Source organism: Kribbella sp. NPDC049174 (assembly GCF_043197365.1).
In the GTDB taxonomy this organism is placed as follows: Bacteria; Actinomycetota; Actinomycetes; order Propionibacteriales; family Kribbellaceae; genus Kribbella.
On sequence record NZ_JBICSZ010000009.1, the window covers coordinates 375,199 to 396,139 of the forward strand.

The 20,941-nt window shown below is 68.9% G+C and carries 21 protein-coding genes; 10 read left to right on the forward strand and 11 right to left on the reverse strand.

From position 1 onward, the window contains the following. Positions 1–22: 22 nt before the first annotated feature. On the reverse strand, positions 23–1,054 hold the full coding sequence (locus ACGFIF_RS36030; RefSeq protein WP_393160707.1) for a hypothetical protein: 1,032 nt from the start codon (positions 1,052–1,054) through the stop codon (positions 23–25). A 119-nt stretch (positions 1,055–1,173) separates the two neighbouring features. Between ACGFIF_RS36030 and ACGFIF_RS36035 the strand changes: the two genes are divergently transcribed. Then, positions 1,174–1,842, forward strand: a complete 669-nt coding sequence (locus tag ACGFIF_RS36035; protein ID WP_393160709.1) for a class I SAM-dependent methyltransferase — start codon at positions 1,174–1,176, stop codon at positions 1,840–1,842. Here ACGFIF_RS36035 and ACGFIF_RS36040 read toward each other — a convergent pair. Beyond that, on the reverse strand, positions 1,817–2,539 hold the full coding sequence (locus ACGFIF_RS36040; RefSeq protein ID WP_393160766.1) for a hypothetical protein: 723 nt from the start codon (positions 2,537–2,539) through the stop codon (positions 1,817–1,819). The genes ACGFIF_RS36035 and ACGFIF_RS36040 overlap by 26 nt on opposite strands. A gap of 46 nt (positions 2,540–2,585) precedes the next feature. Here ACGFIF_RS36040 and ACGFIF_RS36045 point away from each other — a divergent pair, with 46 nt between their 5' ends. The 5 genes from ACGFIF_RS36045 to ACGFIF_RS36065 all read left to right on the forward strand — a co-directional run bounded on the left by ACGFIF_RS36045 (position 2,586) and on the right by ACGFIF_RS36065 (position 8,015). Continuing rightward, positions 2,586–3,485: an aminoglycoside phosphotransferase family protein gene (locus ACGFIF_RS36045; RefSeq protein WP_393160762.1), complete on the forward strand. Its 900-nt coding sequence runs from the start codon at positions 2,586–2,588 to the stop codon at positions 3,483–3,485. A gap of 12 nt (positions 3,486–3,497) precedes the next feature. Beyond that, positions 3,498–3,956, forward strand: coding sequence for a group II truncated hemoglobin (locus tag ACGFIF_RS36050; RefSeq protein WP_393160711.1), 459 nt, complete (start codon positions 3,498–3,500; stop codon positions 3,954–3,956). Positions 3,957–4,054: 98 nt separating this feature from the next. Then, complete coding sequence (locus ACGFIF_RS36055) at positions 4,055–5,110, forward strand: glycine betaine/L-proline ABC transporter ATP-binding protein (RefSeq protein WP_393160713.1); 1,056 nt, start codon at positions 4,055–4,057, stop codon at positions 5,108–5,110. Then, positions 5,110–7,062, forward strand: coding sequence for an ABC transporter permease subunit (locus ACGFIF_RS36060; RefSeq protein ID WP_393160715.1), 1,953 nt, complete (start codon positions 5,110–5,112; stop codon positions 7,060–7,062). Before ACGFIF_RS36055 ends, ACGFIF_RS36060 begins: the two co-directional genes overlap by 1 nt. Further along, a complete protein-coding gene (locus tag ACGFIF_RS36065; protein ID WP_393160717.1) occupies positions 7,059–8,015 on the forward strand; it encodes an ABC transporter substrate-binding protein in 957 nt (318 codons plus the stop codon). Before ACGFIF_RS36060 ends, ACGFIF_RS36065 begins: the two co-directional genes overlap by 4 nt. Before the next feature lie 7 nt (positions 8,016–8,022). Here the strand turns inward: ACGFIF_RS36065 and ACGFIF_RS36070 are convergent, their stop codons facing one another. Continuing rightward, positions 8,023–10,875 carry a BTAD domain-containing putative transcriptional regulator gene (locus ACGFIF_RS36070; RefSeq protein WP_393160719.1) on the reverse strand — a complete coding sequence of 951 codons (2,853 nt, stop codon included), beginning with the start codon at positions 10,873–10,875 and terminating at the stop codon, positions 8,023–8,025. A 41-nt stretch (positions 10,876–10,916) separates the two neighbouring features. On the opposite strand from ACGFIF_RS36070, the gene ACGFIF_RS36075 reads away from it, so the two are divergent. Beyond that, on the forward strand, positions 10,917–11,801 hold the full coding sequence (locus ACGFIF_RS36075) for an NAD(P)-dependent oxidoreductase (protein WP_393160721.1): 885 nt from the start codon (positions 10,917–10,919) through the stop codon (positions 11,799–11,801). A 1-nt stretch (position 11,802) separates the two neighbouring features. Here ACGFIF_RS36075 and ACGFIF_RS36080 read toward each other — a convergent pair whose 3' ends face one another. Together ACGFIF_RS36080 and ACGFIF_RS36085 are read right to left on the reverse strand one after the other, a co-directional pair. Then, positions 11,803–12,069 (reverse strand): hypothetical protein, encoded by a 267-nt coding sequence (locus tag ACGFIF_RS36080; RefSeq protein WP_393160723.1) that lies wholly within the window; start codon positions 12,067–12,069, stop codon positions 11,803–11,805. Beyond that, the gene (locus tag ACGFIF_RS36085; protein ID WP_393160725.1) at positions 12,066–12,608 is read right to left on the reverse strand and encodes an RNA polymerase sigma factor; all 543 of its coding nucleotides are present in this window, start codon (positions 12,606–12,608) and stop codon (positions 12,066–12,068) included. The genes ACGFIF_RS36080 and ACGFIF_RS36085 overlap by 4 nt, the downstream gene beginning before the upstream one ends. Before the next feature lie 280 nt (positions 12,609–12,888). Here ACGFIF_RS36085 and ACGFIF_RS36090 point away from each other — a divergent pair, with 280 nt between their 5' ends. Continuing rightward, positions 12,889–13,485 (forward strand): ParA family protein, encoded by a 597-nt coding sequence (locus ACGFIF_RS36090; RefSeq protein ID WP_393160727.1) that lies wholly within the window; start codon positions 12,889–12,891, stop codon positions 13,483–13,485. A 57-nt stretch (positions 13,486–13,542) separates the two neighbouring features. On the opposite strand, the gene ACGFIF_RS36095 is transcribed toward ACGFIF_RS36090, so the two are convergent. From ACGFIF_RS36095 to ACGFIF_RS36115, 5 genes are all read right to left on the reverse strand, one after another. Continuing rightward, the gene (locus tag ACGFIF_RS36095; protein WP_393160729.1) at positions 13,543–14,682 is read right to left on the reverse strand and encodes an ROK family protein; all 1,140 of its coding nucleotides are present in this window, start codon (positions 14,680–14,682) and stop codon (positions 13,543–13,545) included. 81 nt (positions 14,683–14,763) lie between these two features. Continuing rightward, a complete protein-coding gene (locus ACGFIF_RS36100) occupies positions 14,764–15,648 on the reverse strand; it encodes an oxygenase MpaB family protein (protein ID WP_393160731.1) in 885 nt (294 codons plus the stop codon). Between the two features lie 24 nt (positions 15,649–15,672). Next, the gene (locus ACGFIF_RS36105) at positions 15,673–17,325 is read right to left on the reverse strand and encodes a PHP domain-containing protein (protein WP_393160733.1); all 1,653 of its coding nucleotides are present in this window, start codon (positions 17,323–17,325) and stop codon (positions 15,673–15,675) included. A 69-nt stretch (positions 17,326–17,394) separates the two neighbouring features. Then, positions 17,395–17,931 (reverse strand): GNAT family N-acetyltransferase, encoded by a 537-nt coding sequence (locus ACGFIF_RS36110; protein WP_393160735.1) that lies wholly within the window; start codon positions 17,929–17,931, stop codon positions 17,395–17,397. Positions 17,932–17,940: 9 nt separating this feature from the next. After that, complete coding sequence (locus ACGFIF_RS36115) at positions 17,941–19,236, reverse strand: XRE family transcriptional regulator (RefSeq protein ID WP_393160737.1); 1,296 nt, start codon at positions 19,234–19,236, stop codon at positions 17,941–17,943. Between the two features lie 229 nt (positions 19,237–19,465). Between ACGFIF_RS36115 and ACGFIF_RS36120 the strand changes: the two genes are divergently transcribed. Beyond that, the gene (locus ACGFIF_RS36120; protein WP_337000893.1) at positions 19,466–19,639 is read left to right on the forward strand and encodes a hypothetical protein; all 174 of its coding nucleotides are present in this window, start codon (positions 19,466–19,468) and stop codon (positions 19,637–19,639) included. A 352-nt stretch (positions 19,640–19,991) separates the two neighbouring features. Here ACGFIF_RS36120 and ACGFIF_RS36125 read toward each other — a convergent pair whose 3' ends face one another. Further along, on the reverse strand, positions 19,992–20,393 hold the full coding sequence (locus ACGFIF_RS36125) for a MarR family winged helix-turn-helix transcriptional regulator (protein WP_393160740.1): 402 nt from the start codon (positions 20,391–20,393) through the stop codon (positions 19,992–19,994). 29 nt (positions 20,394–20,422) lie between these two features. On the opposite strand from ACGFIF_RS36125, the gene ACGFIF_RS36130 reads away from it, so the two are divergent. After that, the gene (locus tag ACGFIF_RS36130) at positions 20,423–20,854 is read left to right on the forward strand and encodes a MarR family winged helix-turn-helix transcriptional regulator (protein ID WP_393160742.1); all 432 of its coding nucleotides are present in this window, start codon (positions 20,423–20,425) and stop codon (positions 20,852–20,854) included. The last annotated feature ends 87 nt before the right edge of the window (positions 20,855–20,941 follow it).

Here is a 20,941-nt window from a genome sequence, read left to right on the forward strand (position 1 = left end):
GGATGACGGCACCTCGTGAGGATCAGAGACCGCGGATGTAGAAGACCTTGCTGATGCCGATCTGGTAGCGGCCGCACGCCGGGAAGTACGCCCGATAAGGGATCAGCCCCTTGTACGCCGGCTGAGCGGACAGCGTGAACCGCCCGCTCTGCCGGACCACTCCGGTGCTGACACCACGCCACTGGGACGCGCCGTACAGGCGCTGCAGCAACACCTTGCAGGCCGACGGTGCGCCGAGAACGTTGCCGGTGACCGGCACGATCGTCCCGACCGGAGCGCTGGTCCTCGACGGCACGGCCGAGACGATCCCGGGCCGGGCGACGAGGAGACGCAGAGCGGCGATGTCCCAGATGCGGCCGTGGATCCGCAGGCAGACGAGGGCGTCCCCGGCCGACGCCGGATACACCTTGGTCACGGTCCCACTCGAGCTGGTGAGCGGGGTGTCCCCACCTTGGTTGTCGTCGCACTGGTTGGCGATGCCGAGCAGGACCCGGATCCGGGTCGCGTAGGGCGCTCCGGTGGCCGAGTCGGTGACCGCCCAGGTGATCGTGAAGCCGGATCCGAACGGCACGGTCGACGGAGTCACCTTGGCGGTGATCTTCGGCAGATGAGAGCCGTTCACCGTCAGGGCCGGCCCGGCGACCGGCGTCGGATCGGGCGGCATGGGGCCGGACTCGTAGACGGCCAGCGGCCCAGGCGTCACGCCGAACACGGTGAACGTCCCGTTGGCCGTGGACGGAACGTACACCGGCCCGGCCCATACGCCGTCCTGCGTCGTACCGGACACCCGCGGCAGATCAGTCGACACCAGTAGGGTCCGCGGGCCGGTGCCGGACGTCCGCTGGAGCCAGACATTCAGCGGCATGTTTTCCAGGCTCGGCTCGTCGGAGTCGTAGCCGCCGGTGACCCGGACTTGCACGGCCACTGTGTTGAGACCGGACACTGCGACCGAGGTTCGGTCCAGCGTCACACCAGTCACTTGGAGTTTGGGATCCGGGGCCGCCTGCACCGCAGGTGCGCCGACGAGTTGGACCCCCACCACAGACGCCGCCATCAGCGCCACCAAAACCCGTCTAGTCCACATCTCCGCAGCGTGACACCCCGCCCATCCACTGGATAGGGCTCACGGTCCGTTGCTTCCAACCAGCGCAGCGCGACGCGCGTCGTACCACCATGGCCGACCCTGCATCATTCGATCGCTTCGCCGCCGACTACGACCGGTTCGTCAGCCTGCAACCCGGGCAGAACACCGCGTGGGTGCTCGGCCTCGGGCTGAGTGGTGAGCGTGCGTTGGATGTGGGGTGTGGGGCGGGGCATGCGGCGGAGCGGTTGGCTGGGCGGTACGACGAGGTGCTTGGTGTCGATCTGAGTGAGCCGATGATCTCGCTGGCGCGGGAGAAGCGGGCGCGGCCGAATGTCGAGTATCGGGTGGCTGATGTGTTCGCGGTGGAGGACAGCGGCTTCGATCTGGTGTACAGCCACACGATGATGCATCACCTGCCGGACTACCGCGCGGGGCTCGAGCACTTGAAGTCGCTGGTGCGGCCGGGTGGGACGGTGGCGGTGGTGGACAACGTGTGCGATTGGACTCCGACACCGCCTCGGTCGGTCTACCTGCTGGGTGCGTGGCTGGGGTTTCCGCGGCAGATCGGCCGGCTCGGAATCAGGGATGCGTGGTTCGAGTTCCGGTTCTGGCACAGCAAGCCGTGGCTCGACCATCTGGCGAGTGATCGGTACCTGTCCCGTGCGGAGTTCCGGGAGTTGTACGACGACGTGTTCCCTGGCGCGCAGTACACGGACCTCGGGTTCGCGTTGGCTATGCGATGGACCTGCGCCGGTTGAGCAGCTCGATCAGCGTCGAGGCCTGGTTGGTCGGAAGAACCCAGTCGTCACCCGACGCCTGCACGATCACGGCCGGACCCTCGGTCACCACCGGCGGATGCGGGATCGCGATCGGGAATTTGAGCCGCTCGACGCCACTCAGTGCGACCTCGAAGACCCCGGTGATACTGCTCATCGGATAGGTCTTGGCCAGGTCGCCCGAGGCCTGTGAGCGCATCACCGGCCGGCTCTGGATCGTGACGCTGTCCGCGCCGAGCAGGACCGCGGTCAACTGCAGCCCACGCAACCGGAAGAACAGCTCGTACGGCGTATCCGCGAGCTCCGGTACGACGGGCACCAGCAGCACGCGATCGGCGTACCGGGCCAGCCAGCCACCGGCCACGATCCCCAGTAACAACCCGGGCAACGCCAGCCACACCGGCCACCAAACCCCGACCGCCAACGGGCACAGGGTCACGTACAACCCGCTGAGAGCACCGAACAGCACCCCGATCCCCGCCCACGCCTGCGGCTGATACCGATGGCGTCGCCGCAAAGCCCACCCGAACACCAACATCCCGAGCGGCACCACGCACGTCACCCAAGCCACCGGCGACCCGGCCGTACTGATCCACGCGACGATCACCAGCAGCACCAGCGGGATCCCCAGATAGATGCCCACCACAACTCGCTGCACCCGCCGATGTCTGCTCTCCATCTCGCTCACCAGAAAACCCAAGCACATCCCGGCCGAACCACCTACTGTGCCGAGGGTGATCGAGATTCCCGCGAAGCTGACGAGGAACCACGGCGAGAAGTCGGCCGAGTGGCTGGCGGGCCTGCCGGCGGCTGTGGCGGAGTACGTCGATCGGTGGCAGCTGACGGTCGACGGTGAGCCGCTGAGCGGCGAGGCCTCGCTGATCGTGCCGGTCGTACGACGTGATGGCACCGAGGCGATGCTCAAGCTCCAGACGGTCAACGACGAGAGCGAGGGCGAGGCGCTCGCGCTGCGGACCTGGGGTCATGACGACGTCGTCGAGGTGCTCGAGGACGACCCGGAGACGTCGACCCTACTGCTCGAGCGACTCGAGCCGCGGACCCTCGACGACCTGCCCGACCACGTCGAGGCGACCCGGATCCTGGCCGAGCTCCTGACCCGGCTGAGCGCTGTGCCGGCGCCACCCGGGATCCGCAGACTGAAGGACATCGCCGGCCAGATGGTCGACGACGCGCCCATGCTGATCCCGCTGCTCGGCGACTCGGCGGAACGCCGGCTGGTACGGCGCCTTGTCGCGCAGGTGGAGGAGGTGTTGCCGGAGCCCGGCGACCGGTTGCTGCACTGGGACCTGCACTACTACAACGTGATGGCCGCGAAGCGGCAGCCGTGGCTGGTGATCGACCCGAAGCCGCTGGCCGGCGACCCGGGCTTCGAGCTCATGCCGGCGTTGTGGAATCGCTGGGACGAACTGGTCGCGACCGGCGACCTGACCGGTGCGATCCGGGACCGCTTCGACCTGATGCTCGACATCACCGGTATCGACCGCGGCCGCGCACTCGGCTGGACGGCCGGTCGCATCCTGCAGAACGTGCTCTGGGACACCGAGGGCGGCGAGACCGCGATCGAGCCCGTCCTGCTGGCCGTCGCCGATGCCCTGCTGGTGTGATTACATCATTACATGACGACTCCGACGCTGTACGAGTGGGCCGGTGGGCACGAGGCGCTGCTGCGCCTGACCGAGGTGTTCTACGACAAGGTGCTCGCGGATCCGCTGCTCGCGCCGGTGTTCGCGCACATGAGCGACAAGCATCGGGAGCATGTGGCGATCTGGCTGGGTGAGGTCTTCCGCGGCCACAGCCGGTACACCGACGAGCTCGGCGGCTACCCCTCGATGCTCAGGCACCACCTGAACCTCGGCCTGACCGAAGAGCAGCGATCACGGTGGGCCGCGCTGATCGCGGCGAGCGCGGATCCGGCCGGCCTGCCGGACGACCCGGAGTTCCGGTCGGCCTTCGTCGCGTACGTCGAGTGGGGCACCCGGATCGCCCTCGCCAACTCGCAGCCTGGCGCCACCCCTCCGCCGCAGGCGCCCGTTCCGCACTGGGGTTGGGGCGAGGCGCCGCCGTACCAGCCATAGTTGACGCAACAGACACCCGCGGGCGCGCTGGGGGACTGTGGGTTGGATACAGTCGCGGTTCACGATGAATCCGCTTGCGGGGATGCGAGGGTGAACCTGTGACCGCTCAGCTCGAGTATCCCGAGGTACAGGACAGCGACGCACTGTTGTCGATCCATGGCCTGTGGAAAGTCTTCGGCCCGAAGGCCCAGCGAGTACCCCGCCGCCCCGACCTGGCCGGCCTGGATCGCGCCGCCCTCTACGCCCGGACCGGCTGTACGGCGGCCGTCCGCGACCTCAGCTTCGACGTCGCACCCGGTGAGGTGTTCGTCGTGATGGGTCTGTCCGGGTCCGGCAAGTCGACGCTGGTCCGCTGCCTCACGCGTTTGATCGAACCTACCGCCGGCAGCCTGATCTTCGAGGGCGAGGATCTGCGCGCCGCCGACGAGAAGCGGCTGCGGGCGCTGCGCCGGAGCAAGTTCTCGATGGTGTTCCAGCACTTCGGCCTGCTGCCGCACCGCAAGGTGATCGACAACGTCTCGTACGGCCTGGAGATCCGCGGCGAGAGCAAGCCCGATCGCCGGCGTCGCGCCCAGGAGGTCATCGACCTGGTCGGCCTGGCCGGCAGCGAGCACTTCTATCCCGAGCAACTGTCCGGCGGTATGCAGCAGCGCGTCGGCCTGGCCCGCGCGCTGGCGAACGACCCGGACGTGCTGCTGTTCGACGAGCCGTTCTCCGCGCTCGACCCGCTGATCCGCCGCGAGATGCAGACCGAGGTCGTCCGGCTGCATCGCGAGGTCGGCAAGACGATGGTGTTCGTCACCCACGACCTGTCCGAGGCGCTCAAGCTGGGCGACCGGATCCTGCTGATGCGCGACGGCGCCGCGGTCCAGCTCGGCACCGGGGACGAGCTGGTCGGCGCACCGGCCGACGACTACGTCCGCGAGTTCGTCCGTGACGTCCAGCGGGCCGACGTACTGACGCTTCGCTGGATCGTCCGCGAACCGCGACCGGACGAGCCGCTGGACGGACCCGAGCTCGGCCCGGACGTCCTGGTCCGGGAAGCGACTCGGCTGGTGCTGGAGGCGGACCGGCCGGTCAAGGTCGTCTCGAACGGCACGCTGCTCGGTGTGATTGGTGACGAGGAGATCCTCGCCGTCGTCGCGGACAACTGATGGCTGCTATCACCAGCGATGTGGAGGTCGAGGTACGCCGACCTCGGCGCAGCGTGGTCGTCGGCGTACTGCTCGTCGTCTGGGTCGCGGCGTACTTCGTGCTTCGCGGGATCGATACCCTCGCACTCGGTGGCCAAGAGACGACCGCGTTCCACCGCTGGCTGACCGATCACCGCGACGACGTGGGCCAGGGCAATGTGGTCTTCGACGCGATCCGGGTGGTCGTCGATCAGTTCGTCGTACTGCTCCAGAACGTCCTTTCGCAGGCGTCGTACGGGCGGCCCGTCCCGGTCATCGGCTGGCTGGGGGTGGTCGCGGTGGCGGCGTACCTGGCGTGGGCGTTCGGCAACTGGAAGGTCGCGCTGCTGACCGCCGGCGGGCTCGGGTTCGTCGGGCTGCAGGGGCTGTGGCAGGAGAGCATGGACACGCTCGCGCTGACGATCGCGGCCGTGCTGCTGTCGTTGCTGATCGCGATCCCGCTGGGCATCTGGGCCGGGCTGTCGAACCGGGCCTTCCGGGTGGCGACGCTCGTCCTCGATCTGATGCAGACGCTGCCGACGTTCGTCTACCTCGCGCCGCTGACGTTGTTCTTCGCGATCGGCCCGGCCGCGGCCACGATCGCCACCCTGATCTACGCGGCACCTCCGGCCGTCCGCCTGACCGCGCACGCGATCCGCTCGGTCCCGCCGGAGAGCGTCGAGGCGTCCCGATCGCTCGGGTCCACCCGGGGCCAGACGCTGACCAAGGTGCTGCTGCCGATGTCCCGCAGTACGGTCGTCGTCGGTATCAACCAGACCATCATGGCCGCGCTGTCGATGGTGACGGTGGCCGCGCTGATCGACGCGCCCGGCCTGGGTCAGACGGTGCTCAAAGCCCTGCAGACGCTGGACGTCGGGGTCGCGTTCAACGCCGGTCTGGCGATCGTCGTGATCGCGATCGTGCTCGATCGCGTCACGACCGCGGCCGGTGACCGGCCTTGGCGTACGGCGAGCATCCGGCGGAAGGTCCTGCTCGGAGTGGGAGCCGTCGGTGTCCTGATCGCCATCTGGTTCTCCCGGACGTACGTGTGGGCGGCCGAGTTCCCGACCTCGGTGAACATCGGCTCGCGGATCGCGGTGATCGCCTCGGACGTGACCGCGTGGGTCCAGGACGTCTTCGGCGGTTTCACGTACGGCGTGCGCGACGCCGTCACGACTGGGCTGCTGAACCCGTTGGAGGCGTTGCTCACCGGCTCACCGTGGTGGCTCGTCGCCGCGGTCGTCGTCGCGCTGGCCGCCGTACTCGGGAGCTGGCGTGGAGCCGTCCCCGCCGCGGTGTGCTCGCTGTTGCTGGTCGCGACCGGGGTCTGGCACGACAGCATGGTCACGCTGGCGTCGACGCTGCTCGCGACGGTCGTGGTGGTCGCAGTCGGCCTCGCCCTCGGCGTGTGGGCCGGACGCAACCATCGGGTCGACACCTGGATCCGGCCGGTGCTCGACGCGGGGCAGACGATGCCGCCGTTCGTGTATCTGGTCCCGTTCCTGGCGTTGTTCGGCACCAGCCGGTTCACCGCGATCGCGGCCGCGGTCGTGTTCGCCGTACCGGTGACCACGAAAATCGTTGCTGACGGCATCAGGGCGGTGCCGGTGGCGACCGTCGAGGCGGCGAACTCGGTCGGCTCGAGCAGCTGGCAGGTGATCAGCAAGGTGCAGTTGCCGGTCGCCCGCCGGGCTATCACCCTGGCGGTGAACCAGGGCCTGATCTACGTGCTCTCGATGGTGGTCGTCGGCGGACTGGTCGGCGCGGGTGCACTCGGGTACGACGTGGCCGCGGGCTTCGCGCAGAGCGAGCTGTACGGCAAGGGATTGGCCGCCGGGCTGGCTATCGTCCTCCTGGGCGTCTTGCTGGACCGGGTCACGCAGGCAGCGGCCCGCCGTACCCAGAATTTCCAAAGTAGAGGAGACAAGCGGTGAAGAAGCTCCGGTACGCCGGTGTGCTGACAGCGGTGGCGCTTGCGCTGGCCGGGTGCGGTGGCGAGAAGGTCGGCGCAGAGCAGCCGGCCGCCACCGGCGGCAAGGAGTGCGGCACCTTCAACCTGGCCGTCAGCCCGTGGGTCGGGTACGAGGCGAACGCGGCCGTAGTCGCGTACGTGGCGACCAAGAACCTCGGCTGCAAGGTGGTGAAGAAGAACCTCAAGGAGGAGATCTCCTGGCAGGGGTTCGGCACCGGCGAGGTGGACGCCGTGCTGGAGAACTGGGGCCACGAGGACCTGAAGAAGAAGTACATCACCGACCAGAAGGTCGCGGTCGAGGCCGGCTCCACCGGGGTCAAGGGGATCATCGGCTGGTACGTGCCGCCGTGGATGGCGCAGCAGTACCCGGACATCACCGACTGGAAGAACCTGAACAAGTACTCCGCTCTGTTCAAGACGTCGGAGTCCGGCGGCAAGGGCCAGCTGCTCGACGGCGACCCGTCGTACGTGACGAACGACGAGGCGCTGGTGAAGAACCTGGCGCTGAACTACAAGGTGGTGCAGAGCGGCAGTGAGACCGCGCTGATCCAGGCGTTCCGGGACGCGGAGAAGAACAAGAAGCCGCTGCTCGCCTACTTCTACGAGCCGCAGTGGTTCTTCAACGAGATGAAGCTGGTCAAGGTCGACCTGCCGGCGTACAAGGCCGGCTGCGACGCCGATCCGGCCAAGATCGCCTGCGACTACCCGCCGTACGACCTGGACAAGGTCGTCTCGAAGAAGTTCGCCGACTCGGGCAGTCCGGCGTACGGCCTGGTCAAGAACTTCCAGTGGACCAACGAGGACCAGAACGCCGTCGCTCGCTCGATCGCGGTCGACAAGCTGACCCCGGACGCGGCCGCGGAGAAGTGGGTCAAGGACAACCAGTCGAAGGTCGACGGCTGGCTCGGGAAGTAGGCAGGCGCTAGGCCTCAAGCCTGGCGCGGATGCGGTCGACGTCGAAGCGCTCCGCCGGCGGAAGTGGTGCACCCACTTTCGCCCGGAGCGCTTCTGCTTCGGCGAGTAGCCGGCGGGCGCGGTCCGGATCCTCGGCCGCGCCGGCCAGACCCTCCAGGGCCAGCGCGATCGCCCGCTCGTCGCCGACCCGCTGCGCTGCCTCGTACCCCTGCTGGTGCAGAGCTTGTGCTTTCGTGAAGTCGCCGCGTTGTTCGGCGACGAAGCCGAGCTGGGCGAGGATGAAGGCGATCCCCGGGGTGCCGCCGACCTGGCTGAGCCAGTCGAGCCACTTGGTCAGGTGGGCCTCGGCGTCGTCGAGGCGACCCTGGCGGCGGGCGGACAGTCCGAGACCGACCTCGGCGTACTCCTCGGCCGACTTGTTGGACTGCTCGATCGCCAACCGTCGGGCCCGCTCGTGCAGGACGTCGGCGCGGGCGTAGTCGCCGGTGAGGAACGCGATCCGGCCCAACCCGGAGGTGCGGAACGAGACCTCGGTCCACAGCCCGAGCTCCTCCGCCTGGTGCATGGCGTCCGACAGGTATCGCTCGGCCGTCGGGTAGTCGCCGCTGACCTCGGCGACCACGATCAGCGAGTACGTCGCCTGCAGCCGGCCCCAGTCGTCGCCGAGTTCGTCGAACAGCTCCAGACTGCGATGACCGTCCCGCAGCATCGCGTCGAGATCAGCGTGCACGATGTTGAGCTGTGCCCGAGTACTCAGCGCCGCGGCCAGTCCCCAGCGGTCGCCGTCCGCGGTGAATGTCTCGATCGCTCGGTCGATGCGGCCCATCAGCACGTCCCGGTCGCCGTACGCCCATTGCGTGGAGGTCAGGAACCACAGTGCGCGCGCCGGTACGTCGTACCGCGCCAGCGCCTCCTCGGTCGCCTCGGTGAGGTTGGTGCCCTTGGCATCGGTGGCAGTCATGCCGACCTGCCAGACCGTCGCGGCCGCGCGGTCTGCAGGGTCTTGACCAGGTACGGCGAGTGCCGCCGCGATGGACCGCCGTGCCTCACCCAGGCGACCTCGGAGGTACCAGTACCAGGCCAGCGCGTTGACCAGCTTCAATGAGAGCTGTGGCGCGGCGTCGAGGGCCGTGCGGAAGTTCGCGGCCTCCTGGTCGAGGCGGTGGAGCCAGGTGCGCTGCTCCGGCCCACGCAACTGCTCCTCGGCTCGCTGGGCCAGCTCGAGGTAGTACTCCGCATGGTGCTGCCGGGTCTCGGCCTCCTCGCCGGCCTCTACGAGTCGCTCGAGGCTGTACGCCGCTACCGACTCCAGCAGCCGGTAGCGATCGGCGCCGGCGGCAACTAGGGATTTGTCGACAAGTGCCAGGAGCACGGCGTCCGGCAACCGGCTGACCTCGGTAGCAGCCTCCAGCGAGAACGTGCCGGCGTGCACGGCCAGCCGGCGAAGCATGGTCCGCTCCTCCGCGTCCAGCAGGTCCCAGCTCCAGTCGATGGTCGCCCGGAGCGTCCGCTGTCGCTCCGGCACGCCGCGCCCACCGGACAGCAGCCTGAACCGGTCATCCAGCCGGTCCGCCAACCTCTGCACGCCGAGCGCCCGTACTCGGGTCGCCGCAAGCTCCAGCGCAAGCGGTATGCCGTCCAACCGCCGGCAGATCCCTTGAACTGCCTCAGAGTTGTCCACGCCGGCGCGTGCGGTGAACAGCTCGGTGGCCGCCTGCAGTTCGAGAGGCTTCACGTCGAGCAGCCGCTCACCAGGCAGGCCTAGCGGCTCCCGGCTGGTCGCGAGTACGCGCACCCCGGGTGCGGCCGCGAGCAAGCGTCGTACCAGGTGTGCGATGTCCAGGTGCTCGCAGTTGTCGAGGATGAGCAGGAGGCGTCTGTTGCTCAATGACTCGACCAGCCGCGGCAGGAGGTTGGCCGACTCGTCCCGGAGGTCCAGTGCGGCCGCCAACGCCTCCAGTACGTCGTCCTGCCTGAGCGGAGCGAGTTCCACCAGGCGTACGTCGCCGGAGTGGTTGCGACCGAGTTCCAAGGCCAGACGGGTCTTGCCGACGCCTCCTGGTCCTACGAGGGTGAGCAGGCGGTTGTCGGACAGCAGCCGTTGCGCTTCGCGAACTGTCTCGGTGCGGCCGATCAGAGCGTTGAGCGGAGCGGGAAGTCTGGAGGGCTGCAGGGATGGATCGTGCCGGAGGATCGCCGCGTGCAACTCGACCAGCTCCGGTCCGGGATCGACGCCGAGCTCGTCGGCCAGGATGCCGCGAAGCTCGTCGTACGATCGCAGGGCCTCGTCGTGGCGGCCTGTTCGGTACAGAGCGCGCATGTGCAGCGCGCGAAGTCGTTCGCGCGACGGGTGACGTCGAACGAGCTCGGTCAGCTCGGGGAGCGCGTCGTCGGTCTGCTCCAGCCAGGCCTCCGTCGCGGTGAGGCGGGCCTCCTCCAGGCGGTCGCGGGTCGCGCGGGCGAACTCGTGGTCGGGTACGTCGGCGTACGCCGGACCACGCCACAGGTCGAGCGCCTCGCGCAGTCGGCCCGCGCTGACCAGTTGCTCGAAGATGTTGCTGTCGACAACATCCGCGGTGAGGGTGTAGCCGGCCGGACCATGGGCGACGAGGGCGCGACTGCCCCGTTCGGCTCGGTCGAGCGCAGTACGGAGCTGGGAGATCCGGGCCTGCAGTGTGCCGGTGGCGTTGCGCGGTGGGCGGTCGCCCCAGAGGTCCTCGAGCAGCCGGTCGGCCGAGACCGGGTGACCGCGATTGACCAGCAGATCGAGGAGCAGCGTGCGGACCTTGGTGTCGGGCACGGAGACCGGCGCACCGGCGTCCGTCCGGACCACCAGTGGACCCAGCACGCCGAAGTACATAGCCGTAGTAAACCCGTAGCGGGGTTTCGCACGATCGGCGCATGAGTTCTCGAGAAGCAGTCACAGTGATCGGCCTCGGCGCGATGGGATCCACCATGGCCGAGGTCTTCCTTGCCGCCGGCCACCCGACCACCGTCTGGAACCGGACTCCGGGCAAGGCGGGAAAGCTCGTTGCCGCCGGTGCTGTCGAGGCAGCGACGGCCGCCGAAGCGGTGGCCGCGAGCAACCTGGTGGTGATCAGCCAGGTCGACTATGCCGCGATGGACGAGTCGCTTGCCGGTGTGGACCTCGCCGGGCGGGCGCTGGTCAACCTCAGCTCCGACAGCCCGGACCGCCTGCGTAGTGCGAGTCAGTCGGTCGCCGAGCGCGGCGGGACGCTGGTGACCGGCGGCATCATGGTCCCGCCGCCGGGCATCGGCCAGCCGGGCGCGTACGTCTTCTACAGCGGTGCGGCTGAGGTGATGGAGGCACATCGGGAGACGCTGGAGGTGCTGGGCCGGGCCGACTACATGGGTACGGACGCCGGGCTGGCGATGCTCTACTACCAGGCCATGCTGAACATGTTCTGGACCACGCTGGCCAGCTACTTCTACTCGGTCGCCCTGGTCGGCACGGCGGGCATCAGCGCGGAGGACCTGCGCCCGTACGCCGCCGCGCTGCTCTCCGACCTCACCGACGAAGGACCGATGGGGTTCCTCAAGCTCCTCACCGTGGAGATCGAGCGAGGCGTCTATCCCGGCGCGGAGAACAACCTGCACATGCAGGCAGTCGGCAGCGAACACGTGGTCGATGCCTTCGAACAGGTCGGTCTGGACACCGGCATGCCGCGAGCGCTCGCCGCACTCTTCGCCCGTGCGGACGAGGCCGGACACGGCCGCTCCGGCCTCACCGCATTGATCGAGGTGATCCGCAAACCAGCAACCTGAGCTATTCCCGAGCGGCGACGGCCACGCTGCACCGGTCGTCGTCGCAGGCCCGCCGCAGCCGGCCGTTCGAGATGGTCTCGAGGAGGCCGATCGTCCAGCACATCGGGCATCCACGGAGTGCGAGTACGCCCAGCGGCAGGAGCAGCAGGCTGTACAGCCCGACCACCGGAACGAGTGCGAACGCGCCGATCAGGCCGCCGAATCCGATGACGCCGCGAACCAGATGACGGCTCAGCGACGCGCTCGCGAAGGTGGTGCTTCGCGTCATGGTTGTCCTCCGATGGGGTTCAAGCTCTCGCGGATCGCGGTCCGGGCCCGGTGCAGACGTGACTTCATTGCGGCTGTGCTGAGACCCAGCGCGTCGGCGACCATGCGGCCGCTGTAGCCCTGGACGTCGCGCAGGATCAGCACCCGCCGCTGGTCGATGGGGAGGGCGGCGATCGCCGCCGCCACTTCCGCCGCTTCCAGTTGCTGCAGCACCTCGTCCTCGGCCGACAGCGTGGTGGTGTCCCGAGCGAGTGATTGGTCCCGCAGCATCGTGCGGGCTCGCCGCAGGCACTCGTTGCGGACGATCCGGAACATCCACGACGCCAGGGCCCCGGTGGCCCGGAGCATCCCGATCTTGCGATACAGGATGATCAAGGCCTCCTGCGCCGCGTCCTCGGCGTCCTCGGGCGAGGCGCACAGGGACCGGGCGAAGCGCCGGACCGTCGGGTGTGAGCCCGCGACCAACGCCGTGAGCGCGTCGACGTCTCCGTCCTGCGCGGCGACGATCAGCTGGTCGTCAGGCCAGGCCGGGTCAGCCACGGGACCGCCCACGCCGGCGCAGTACGACGATGCTGCAGGTGCCGAGCAGGAGCACTCCGGCAGCGATGGCGAGGGCAACGAAATCGGTCATGACAACCTCCGGTTCGTGGACCGGCGGGGTGCGGGTCCAGGGGTAAGAGGTGTGCAGCAGGCGGAAGGATTCAGGTGTGATGAAGGGGGCTTGAGCTTGTTCACATGGGCCGGGGGCAACTATCACGATGTGGAAAGGCAACGCCGACGACACGCCGGAAATCGGACAAAACCGGGTAAGTTCACTCTCATGATCATCGTGACAGCTGCACTGAAGGGCGGGGTCGGAAAGACAACCACGTCGGTGTACTTGGCCGCGCTGGCATCTTCCAACCGTCGCACATCCACCCTGGTCGACGCCGATCCGCAAGGTAGCGCCGCCGACTGGGTCGCGGATTCCGAGGACGACCACCTGGCCAGGGTCGAGATCGAGGAGGCGCCGACCGAGCGTCTGCTGAACAAGGCGTTGGACAAGATTCCGCCGGAGGGCATCGGCATCGTGGACATGCCGCCGTCGCACGAACGCCTGCTGAACAAGGCGCTCGAGCGGGCCCGGATCGTCGTCCTGCCGACCCGTATCGGCGGTGTGGAGACACCACGGGTCAAGGCGGTGCTGGACCTGGTGCCCGACCACATCCCGGTCGGCCTGGTGATCTGCTCGGCCCGGACGTACACCCGCAGCTACCAGGACGCGATGCAGCAGTACGCCGCGGAAGGCATCCCCGTCTGGGGCACCATCCCGGAGCGCGTGTCCATCACCGCCGGGCCGACCGGACCGCTCGCGGCCGACGGCCTGGAGTCGTACAAGAAGGTCTGGCGCAAGATCCTGGCCGCCGCCCGCACCTGACCGCCCGCGTCGGGTTGGGTCCGTGCACTCGCTCGCGGGCCCAACCCGTCCGCGTGGTCAGCGTTGTAGCGGTGGTTCGCCCCGGACGTAGGAGCGGATCACCGTCGCGGCCGCGCCGCGGGCCCAGTCGTCGAAGGTGTGCGAGCGGAGCATCAGCCGGCAGTTCGCGGCGGCACCGAAGGCGTGGTCGCCGAACGCCTGCCGCATCCGCTCCTCGTACAGGTCGTACTCCGCCACGCCCTCGCCCGCGATCACCACCAGCTCCGGCCCGACCAGGTTCACCATTGCGGCCAGCGCCGCCCCGATCACCTCACCGGCCCGGTCGAACGCCTCCCGCGCGTGCTCGTCGCCCTCGTGCGCCAGCTTGATCGCCCCGGCCAGGTCCAGCCGCGGCCGCCGGGTCGTCTTCCGGGTCCGGGTCAGGATCGCGTCCGACGAAGCGACCGTCTCCACACAGCCCCGCCGCCCGCAGGTGCAGACCAGGTCCCCGGGCGCCAGCGGCAGATGGCCGAGCTCACCGGAGACGCCGTACGCCCCGGACACGACCTCACCGTTGATGTAGAGCCCGCAGCCGATTCCGGAGCCGATCGTGACGACCGCGAACGAGTCCGCGTCAACACCGACCCCGAACCAGTGCTCGGCCACAGTCAGCGCGCGGACGTCGTTCGTCACCACGACCGGCACCTTGAGGCGCTTGGTCATCAGGTCGGCGACCGCCACGTCCCGCCAGCCCATCAGTGGCGAGTGCCGGACCACGCCATGCCGGGCGTCGACGTCACCGGACACCGCCACACCGATCCCGATCAGCGGGCCGGCGGTGACCTCTGCCGACTTGATCAGTTCCTTGGCCAGGTCCGCGAGTCGCTCGATCACCGCGTCCGGTGTGGTGTCGTCCAGCTGCTGGTGCCGGACGGTCAGGATCCCGGCGGTGAAGTCTGTGGTGACGCCGATGAGGGCGGTCGGAGTGACCTTGAGCCCGATCACCGAGACGCTGTTCCGGACCACGGTCAGCGGGCTGACCGGCCGGCCGATGCCCAGCTGGTTCTCCGCCTCGGACGGCATGGCCGGCTGATCGGTGACGAAACCCGCCTCGATCAGCGGCGCGACCGCCTTGGTGACGGCTGCCTGGGACAGCCCGGTCCGGCGGGCGATCTCCACTCGCGGGATCGGTCCCTGGGTCAGGATCCGGGTCAACACTTCAACTCCCGCCGGCGTTGCCAACGGGAGTGATCGATGCGGACGCAGCGGCACGAGAACAACCTACCGGCGAGTCAGGCGCTAAGCCTCGATATCCCCAAGGATTGGCGATGTCAGTGCCCAGCGAATCGTCCTGGTCAGGCCGTCTCCGGCCGCGCGGACGACCGTCGCCTCGGCCAGCGGCAGGTACGGCAGCCGCAGCGGCCACCGGGTCCACCATGGCAGGAGCCCGACAGCGGCAGCGGTGAGTACGGCGTACGCCGGTCGCGCGGCCCACGGCACCGGCGGGTGCACGAGCATGAAGCGCGCGGCCTGGCGAGCCTCGGTCGTTCCACGCAGTTCCGGTCGGTACTCGTCGAGCAGTTGGCGCAGCTCGGCCACTGTGGTCGGTGGATCGACCACACCGAGCTTGCGGGCCACCAGTGCCGCGTCTTCGACGTACAGGTCCTGCTCCGACGCGTTGAGCGGCTTCACGCCATACTGCTGGTGTGCGGCCAGGAAACTGTCCACCTCGGCGACGTGGACCCACTTGAGTAGGTGCGGGTCGGAGGCCCTGTACTTCACACCGTCCGGACTGGTCCCGCGCACCCGCTCGTGGACCCCCTTGACTCGTGCGATGGCCTCCTCGGCGTCCGGGATCGCGCCGTACGTCGTGATGGCCAGGAAGTAGCTGGTACGACGCAGCCGGCCCCAGGGGTCACCGCGGTAGCCGGAGTGGGCCGACACCGCTGCCATCGCCAGTGGGTGCAGTGACTGCAGGAGTAGTGCCCGGAGTCCACCGGCGAACATCGAGGCGTCACCGTGGACCCGCCGGATCGGGCGGTCCGGGTCGAACCAGCGCGGCCCGGGGGTGTTGTGCACCCGGTTGCGTTCAGCGCGCGGGTCCGGCCCCGCCACCTTCGTCATGATCATCCGCGCCAGCCCGTCCCTCAATGGGTCCAGCGGTCCTGCGATGGTGGCGGCCATGCCCCCAGTGTGCCTCCTGGCCGGTTAGACCACGTCGACGAAGATCGGGTTCGTATAGAGCCAGGTGTCGAGCCACGGGTCGCCGTCGTTGGTCGGGTGCTGGATCGGACCGGCCGGGTCGATGTGGCTGCCCAGGTACCCAGGCCCGTTCCGCCGGCCGTCACTGCCCCGCACCCGCACGTACTGCGACCGCTCCGCCTTCCCCAGCGGGATGCGAACTTCGTAGGTCCCGGTCCGCCGTCGTACGTCGACCTGCTCGATCACTCGGGTGTCGGGCGCCTTCCAGCTGTCCTTCACGCTGGTTGGCCCGGTGACAGCGCCACGGATCACGTCCACGTGGGCGAGGCGAGGGAGCAGGCCGTGGAAGTTCGGCCGGGTCGCACTGGTCACGGTGACCCGCAGCTCCAACCGCTGTCCCCTGTGCACGCGCAGCCGCCCGCCGAGCGTCACGCCCCGCTGTGATGAGCCGACAGGAGCGAGTCGTACGTCGATTCCGTCCACCAACTGACCGTGGTCGACCCAGACACGTCCCGCCCGCAGAGCGGCCATTACCTCGAGGTAGCCGTACCGAGTGACGCCGACATGAGTCCGGCTGAACTGACCCGGCCAGAAGTCACTACCGGGCTGCGGCACACCGGAGTCCGTCGGCGACGGCTTCCAGCCGAGGCTGTCGAAGTTCTCCCCGGGCGGGAACTCCCCGTCCTTCCAGGTGTCCCAGATGGTCCGGTGGTTGTCGCTGTTCGAGGTGATCGAGAAGAGCTTGCCTTCGGCCAGCATGGAGTCCCACAGCCCGCCGACTGTCGCGGTGGCCCAGTCGAAGCCGCCGTACGTGCGGTAGGCGTCCGCGGGGTAGCCCGGGAAGCTGTTGGCACTCGGTGCGTTCACGTACTCGCCGCGCTGGGCGTTGGTGGACCCGCGATACGCAACCCACGCCGGGTCGGCGTCGCCCTGTGAGCCGGGCGCGCCCTCCATGCCGATGCAGACACCGGTGTCGCGCCAGCCGCGCAGCTCGTACGGCGCGTCGATTCCCAGCCGCAGCGGGTGGTTGGCGAGCACGAGTACGTCGTCGACGTACCCGCTCTGCTTCTGGGCCGCGAGCCATTGCAGCGCCTTGATGGCATGCTGCTCGTTCGCCGGACTGCTGTCCGCGCGCCCGGTGAGCTTGCCGTCGTACTCACGCTCGAACTGCTGCAGCAGGGCCACGTTGTTCGCACCTGGCGCGACCAGGACAGTGCCGTGCTCGGCCGCGGGGATGTACCACTCCAGGCCTTGGAAGATGAGCATCCGCGGGTTCTCGGCCCGGGCCTTCAGCACCTCGACGTTCTCGGCCGCGGCGCCCTTGTCGGCATGCCCGAAGTTGCTGTGCTCGGTGAACGCCATCCAGTCCAGCCCGAACTGCGCTCCGCGCTGCGCCAACTGACTGAAGTCGTACTTCGCGTCATGGCTGTACCGGCTGTGCACATGGTGATCCCCGACCAGATAGACCAGCTCAGGATCACTCGAGTACGACGTACTGCCGGCCGCCACGGCCTCGGAAGCGCCGACCGCGGTCGCGGCGAAGCCGGCTCCCAGTAGCCCGGCGCCGCGGATCAGGTTCCGCCGGGACACCCCCTGCGCGTCCAGTGCCTCTTCAGGCACCTCTGGATCCGCCCACTCCGGCACCTGCTGCATCGACATGACGGGCACCCTCCTTGTGCTGACAAGGCACTGTCAAGGGCTCGGATGGCGCGTAGGTGAACGGCACCGCTACCGGTTGGGGAACTCCGACTCGAGCAGGGAGTAGAGCAGCGAGTCTCGCCAGTCTCCGTTGGTGAAGACGTGATGCCTGATCCGGCCCTCGTAGGTGAAGCCGAGCCGTTTGACCACCGCGATCGAGGCCTCGTTCTCGGGGCCGATGGCGGCGCTGACCCGGTGCTTGCCGAGGGTGCCGAAGGCGAGTCGCAGCATCACCCGGGACACGTCGGTGGCGTAGCCGCGACCCCAGTGGTCCGCGTGGATCGCGTAGCCGAGGTGAGCGGCCTTCACCCCGGTCGGCCCGAGGCGGGCGAAGCCGACCACACTGTCGTCGTCCCGGCGGGTGACGGCGAGCAGGTAGTCCGGCCGGTCCTCCTGCGCCGCCCGCTCGATGATCGCGGTCAGTGCCTTCTCGGCGGCGGGCCGGTCCCGGCTGTCGAACGACATCCACGACGTGACGCGGTCGTCGCTGACGATGGCCAGGTAGTCCTCGAGATCTGATGTCCGGAACTCGCGCAGGGTGGTCAGGTCGCCGATCAGAGGATCCATCTGGAGAAACTACCGGGGGAAACTCTGGATCGGGGTCCGGGTGAACATCTCGATCTCTTCCTGCAGCTCCCGGGCGTCGTCCGCGCGTCCGGACTGCCGCAGCGCCTGGTGGACCCGGCGGGCGGAGTGCACCACGCCGTTGATCCGGCGCTCGGCGGGCAGGCCCAGCACCGGCGCGATCGCGTCCGCGGCGCCGTCGAGCTCACCGCTCGCGATCCGGGTGATGGCCATCGCGGCCTGGCTGCCGGCGGCGTCGCCGAAGGCCCACTCCGGGTGGTTCGGGTCGGTGTAGGCGTCGACGGCCTGACGGGAGTACCGCTCGGCCTGCTCGACCTCACCAGGAAGCCAGGCCAGCGCGTCGGCGGCGTAGTACAGCTGCCGGTTGCGGCCGAAGGTGCACAGGCCGCCCATGTCGTCGAGGTCGTCGTTGCGCACCGTGTTCCAGGCCTGCTCGGCCCGCTCGAGCGCCGCGCGGGTGGCCTCGGGGTTGCCCAGCGCCGCCCAGGCGCGGGCCTCGCTGACCGGCAGCCAGACACTGGTGGTGCTGTTGGCCTGCTCGGCGTACCCGGCGCCGAGCTGTGCGTACCGGACCGAGTCGTGCGGGTTGCCGGCCCAGTAGGAGACCAGCGACTGCAGGCCGCGCACCCAGGCGCGCAGGCCGTGGTGGTCGGCGTTGTCGGCGCAGAGGAATGCCGTCCGCGCCTGCGTCAGCGCCGCGTGCGGGTTGCCGAGGTCGTGCGATGCCTTGGCCAGCAGACCACCGGTCACGCCGCCCAGGAAGTACAGCTGCCGCAGGTGCTCCGGACGCTGCCGGCTCTCCAGCAGGGCGAAGACCAGATCCTGGGTCTCGACCAGCTGGCCGAGGATCTCCGGCAGCGGCCGCTGCGGGTAGGCCTTCGCGACGTGGCGCACGTCGTCGTACACCTGTTCCATGGCCTCGCTTCCGAGACCGGACTGGGCCGCGAGGGCAAACGCCCTCGCTCGGCTGGCAGCCATGTCGAGAACCTCCATCTCAGTACCTGTCGTGATCCGTCCACTCGCGGCAGGTGCCGGCACCACCTGGGCGGCCTGCTCGGGGACGTACGGGGCGAGGAGCTCCTCGACCGGCTTGCCGAACATGCGTTGCAGGGTGCGCCGGGTCTGAGGAGTGGTCCCTGCGCGCTCGCCCGATGCGAGGCGCCGCAGGTGCCGCTCGGTGATGGTTCCACCCAGCTCGACGAACTCGGCGACGATCTCGGAGTAGGTCTGGTTCCGGCGCTGGATCAGGTGCGCCAGGACCGTCTTTGGCGTATACCTACCCGCCATCGTTCCTCCCGTTCACGTCAGATCAGACGTTGTCTCGACTGATGCCCCACGACAAGGTGCTGTCCCCCAGATGTCCGCGAGAGGTCCGGAAGAGGTCCGGCAAAGGTCCGGTCCAGGTCCTAGAGCGGTCACGTTGGGCTCGTGCACCATTACTGCCATGACAACCAGTAAGTCCAACTGGTTGCAAGGCCTGAGAGTTACGGGGTGAGAGGTAGTGACCATCGCGGAGATGACGTCGAGGCAGCACCGGCGCAGGGTGCGGGTCTGGTTCGGCGAGCATGTGATCGCGCAGTACGTCGCGGAGGCGCCCCTGGCGGCCCGCTACGAGCAGGCGATGCGGAGGCGTTTCGCCGGCCTCCGGGTCACCAACGACGTACTCGGTCCACTCGACACCATCAACTGAAAATCCGACCTTCCGGGTCCTCCTCAGACCCGGTTCGCTGCGACCTGGGGTCTCCTCACGTCCAGGAGCAGCACACCTGAAGGTCCGGGGCACTCCTCAGTCCCGGACGAAACCCAGGTGCGGTCCGGAGCACTCCTCAGCTCCGGACCGCACCGCCCTCCCGACCCGGCTGGGCTTGGCGGTTGAGTCCCTGTATCGCCGCCGCCCAGCCGTTCCAACCACCCCTGGCCGACACCTCGGGCCAGGCGGGGAGTGTCCTGGGCGGTAGGACACCGTGCGGCTCGTGACACCTCACCACGAGCCAACTCCCCGAGGTGGCCGGCTCCGCTGTGTGACCGCCGCGCCTGGGCGGTCACACAGCGGAGCCCTTTAGGTTGTCCGCCATCTTCCTGAGTACGGCGATCGTCGCGACGTACTCCTCGCCGGTGATGCCCGCCGTGACCCGCTCACGCTGAGCCCGGACCTTCGTCGCCAACTCCTCCAGCCCGGCCTGGCCGGAGGCGGTGAGTTGCTCGTCCCTCAGCCAGCCCCGCGCTGTCAGCGGGTCGATCGCGGCGCTCAGCTCGCCGGGGTCGGTCAGGAACGGGGCGAGTGCCACCGCGATGGGCTCCGGGCCGACGGCCGCGTTCAGCGCCTGCCACTGCCGCCTGGTCAGCCCGTCCGCCGCGAGGACCTGCTCGAACGACGCCTCCAGCAGCCGGTCCAGCTCCTTCAGCCACCACCCGATAGGCTTGTTGTCATCCGACATATACATGTCAACTAACATATATCTCGGGAGGGGCTGTGGACAAGTCCGATCCGGTGGCCCGGGTGGAGGCGGCGATGATCACCGTCCGCCGGCGGCAGACCCGTCGTACCTTCGCCGCGGACGCCGGTGGTCCGGACCCGGTCCAGGAGGTCCTCGACGCGCTCGAGGGCGCCGGACCGGAGCCGATCGGCGTCAACGGAGTCGCCTTGGCGCTGGCGGTGGACCAGCCCAGGGCCAGCAAGCTGGTCGCCGCGGCGGTCTCGGCAGGCCTGGTACGACGTGAGGCCGACCAGGCGGACGGGCGTCGTACGAACCTGGTCCTCACCGCGGACGGCCTGCGGCAGCTCGAGTGGGTCCACGATGCCCGCCGGAACCGCTTCGCCACGGCGATGGACGACTGGACCGACGCCGAGCGGCAGACGTTCGCGGACCTCCTGACCCGCTTCGTGACCGCCCTGGACCGCTGATATAGGTCGGGCGTAGCCCTTCACGAACACCTCCGGAGGTGTCAGAAGGGACCCATCAGGTTCCTTCGAGGGTCCGGCGTTAGCGCG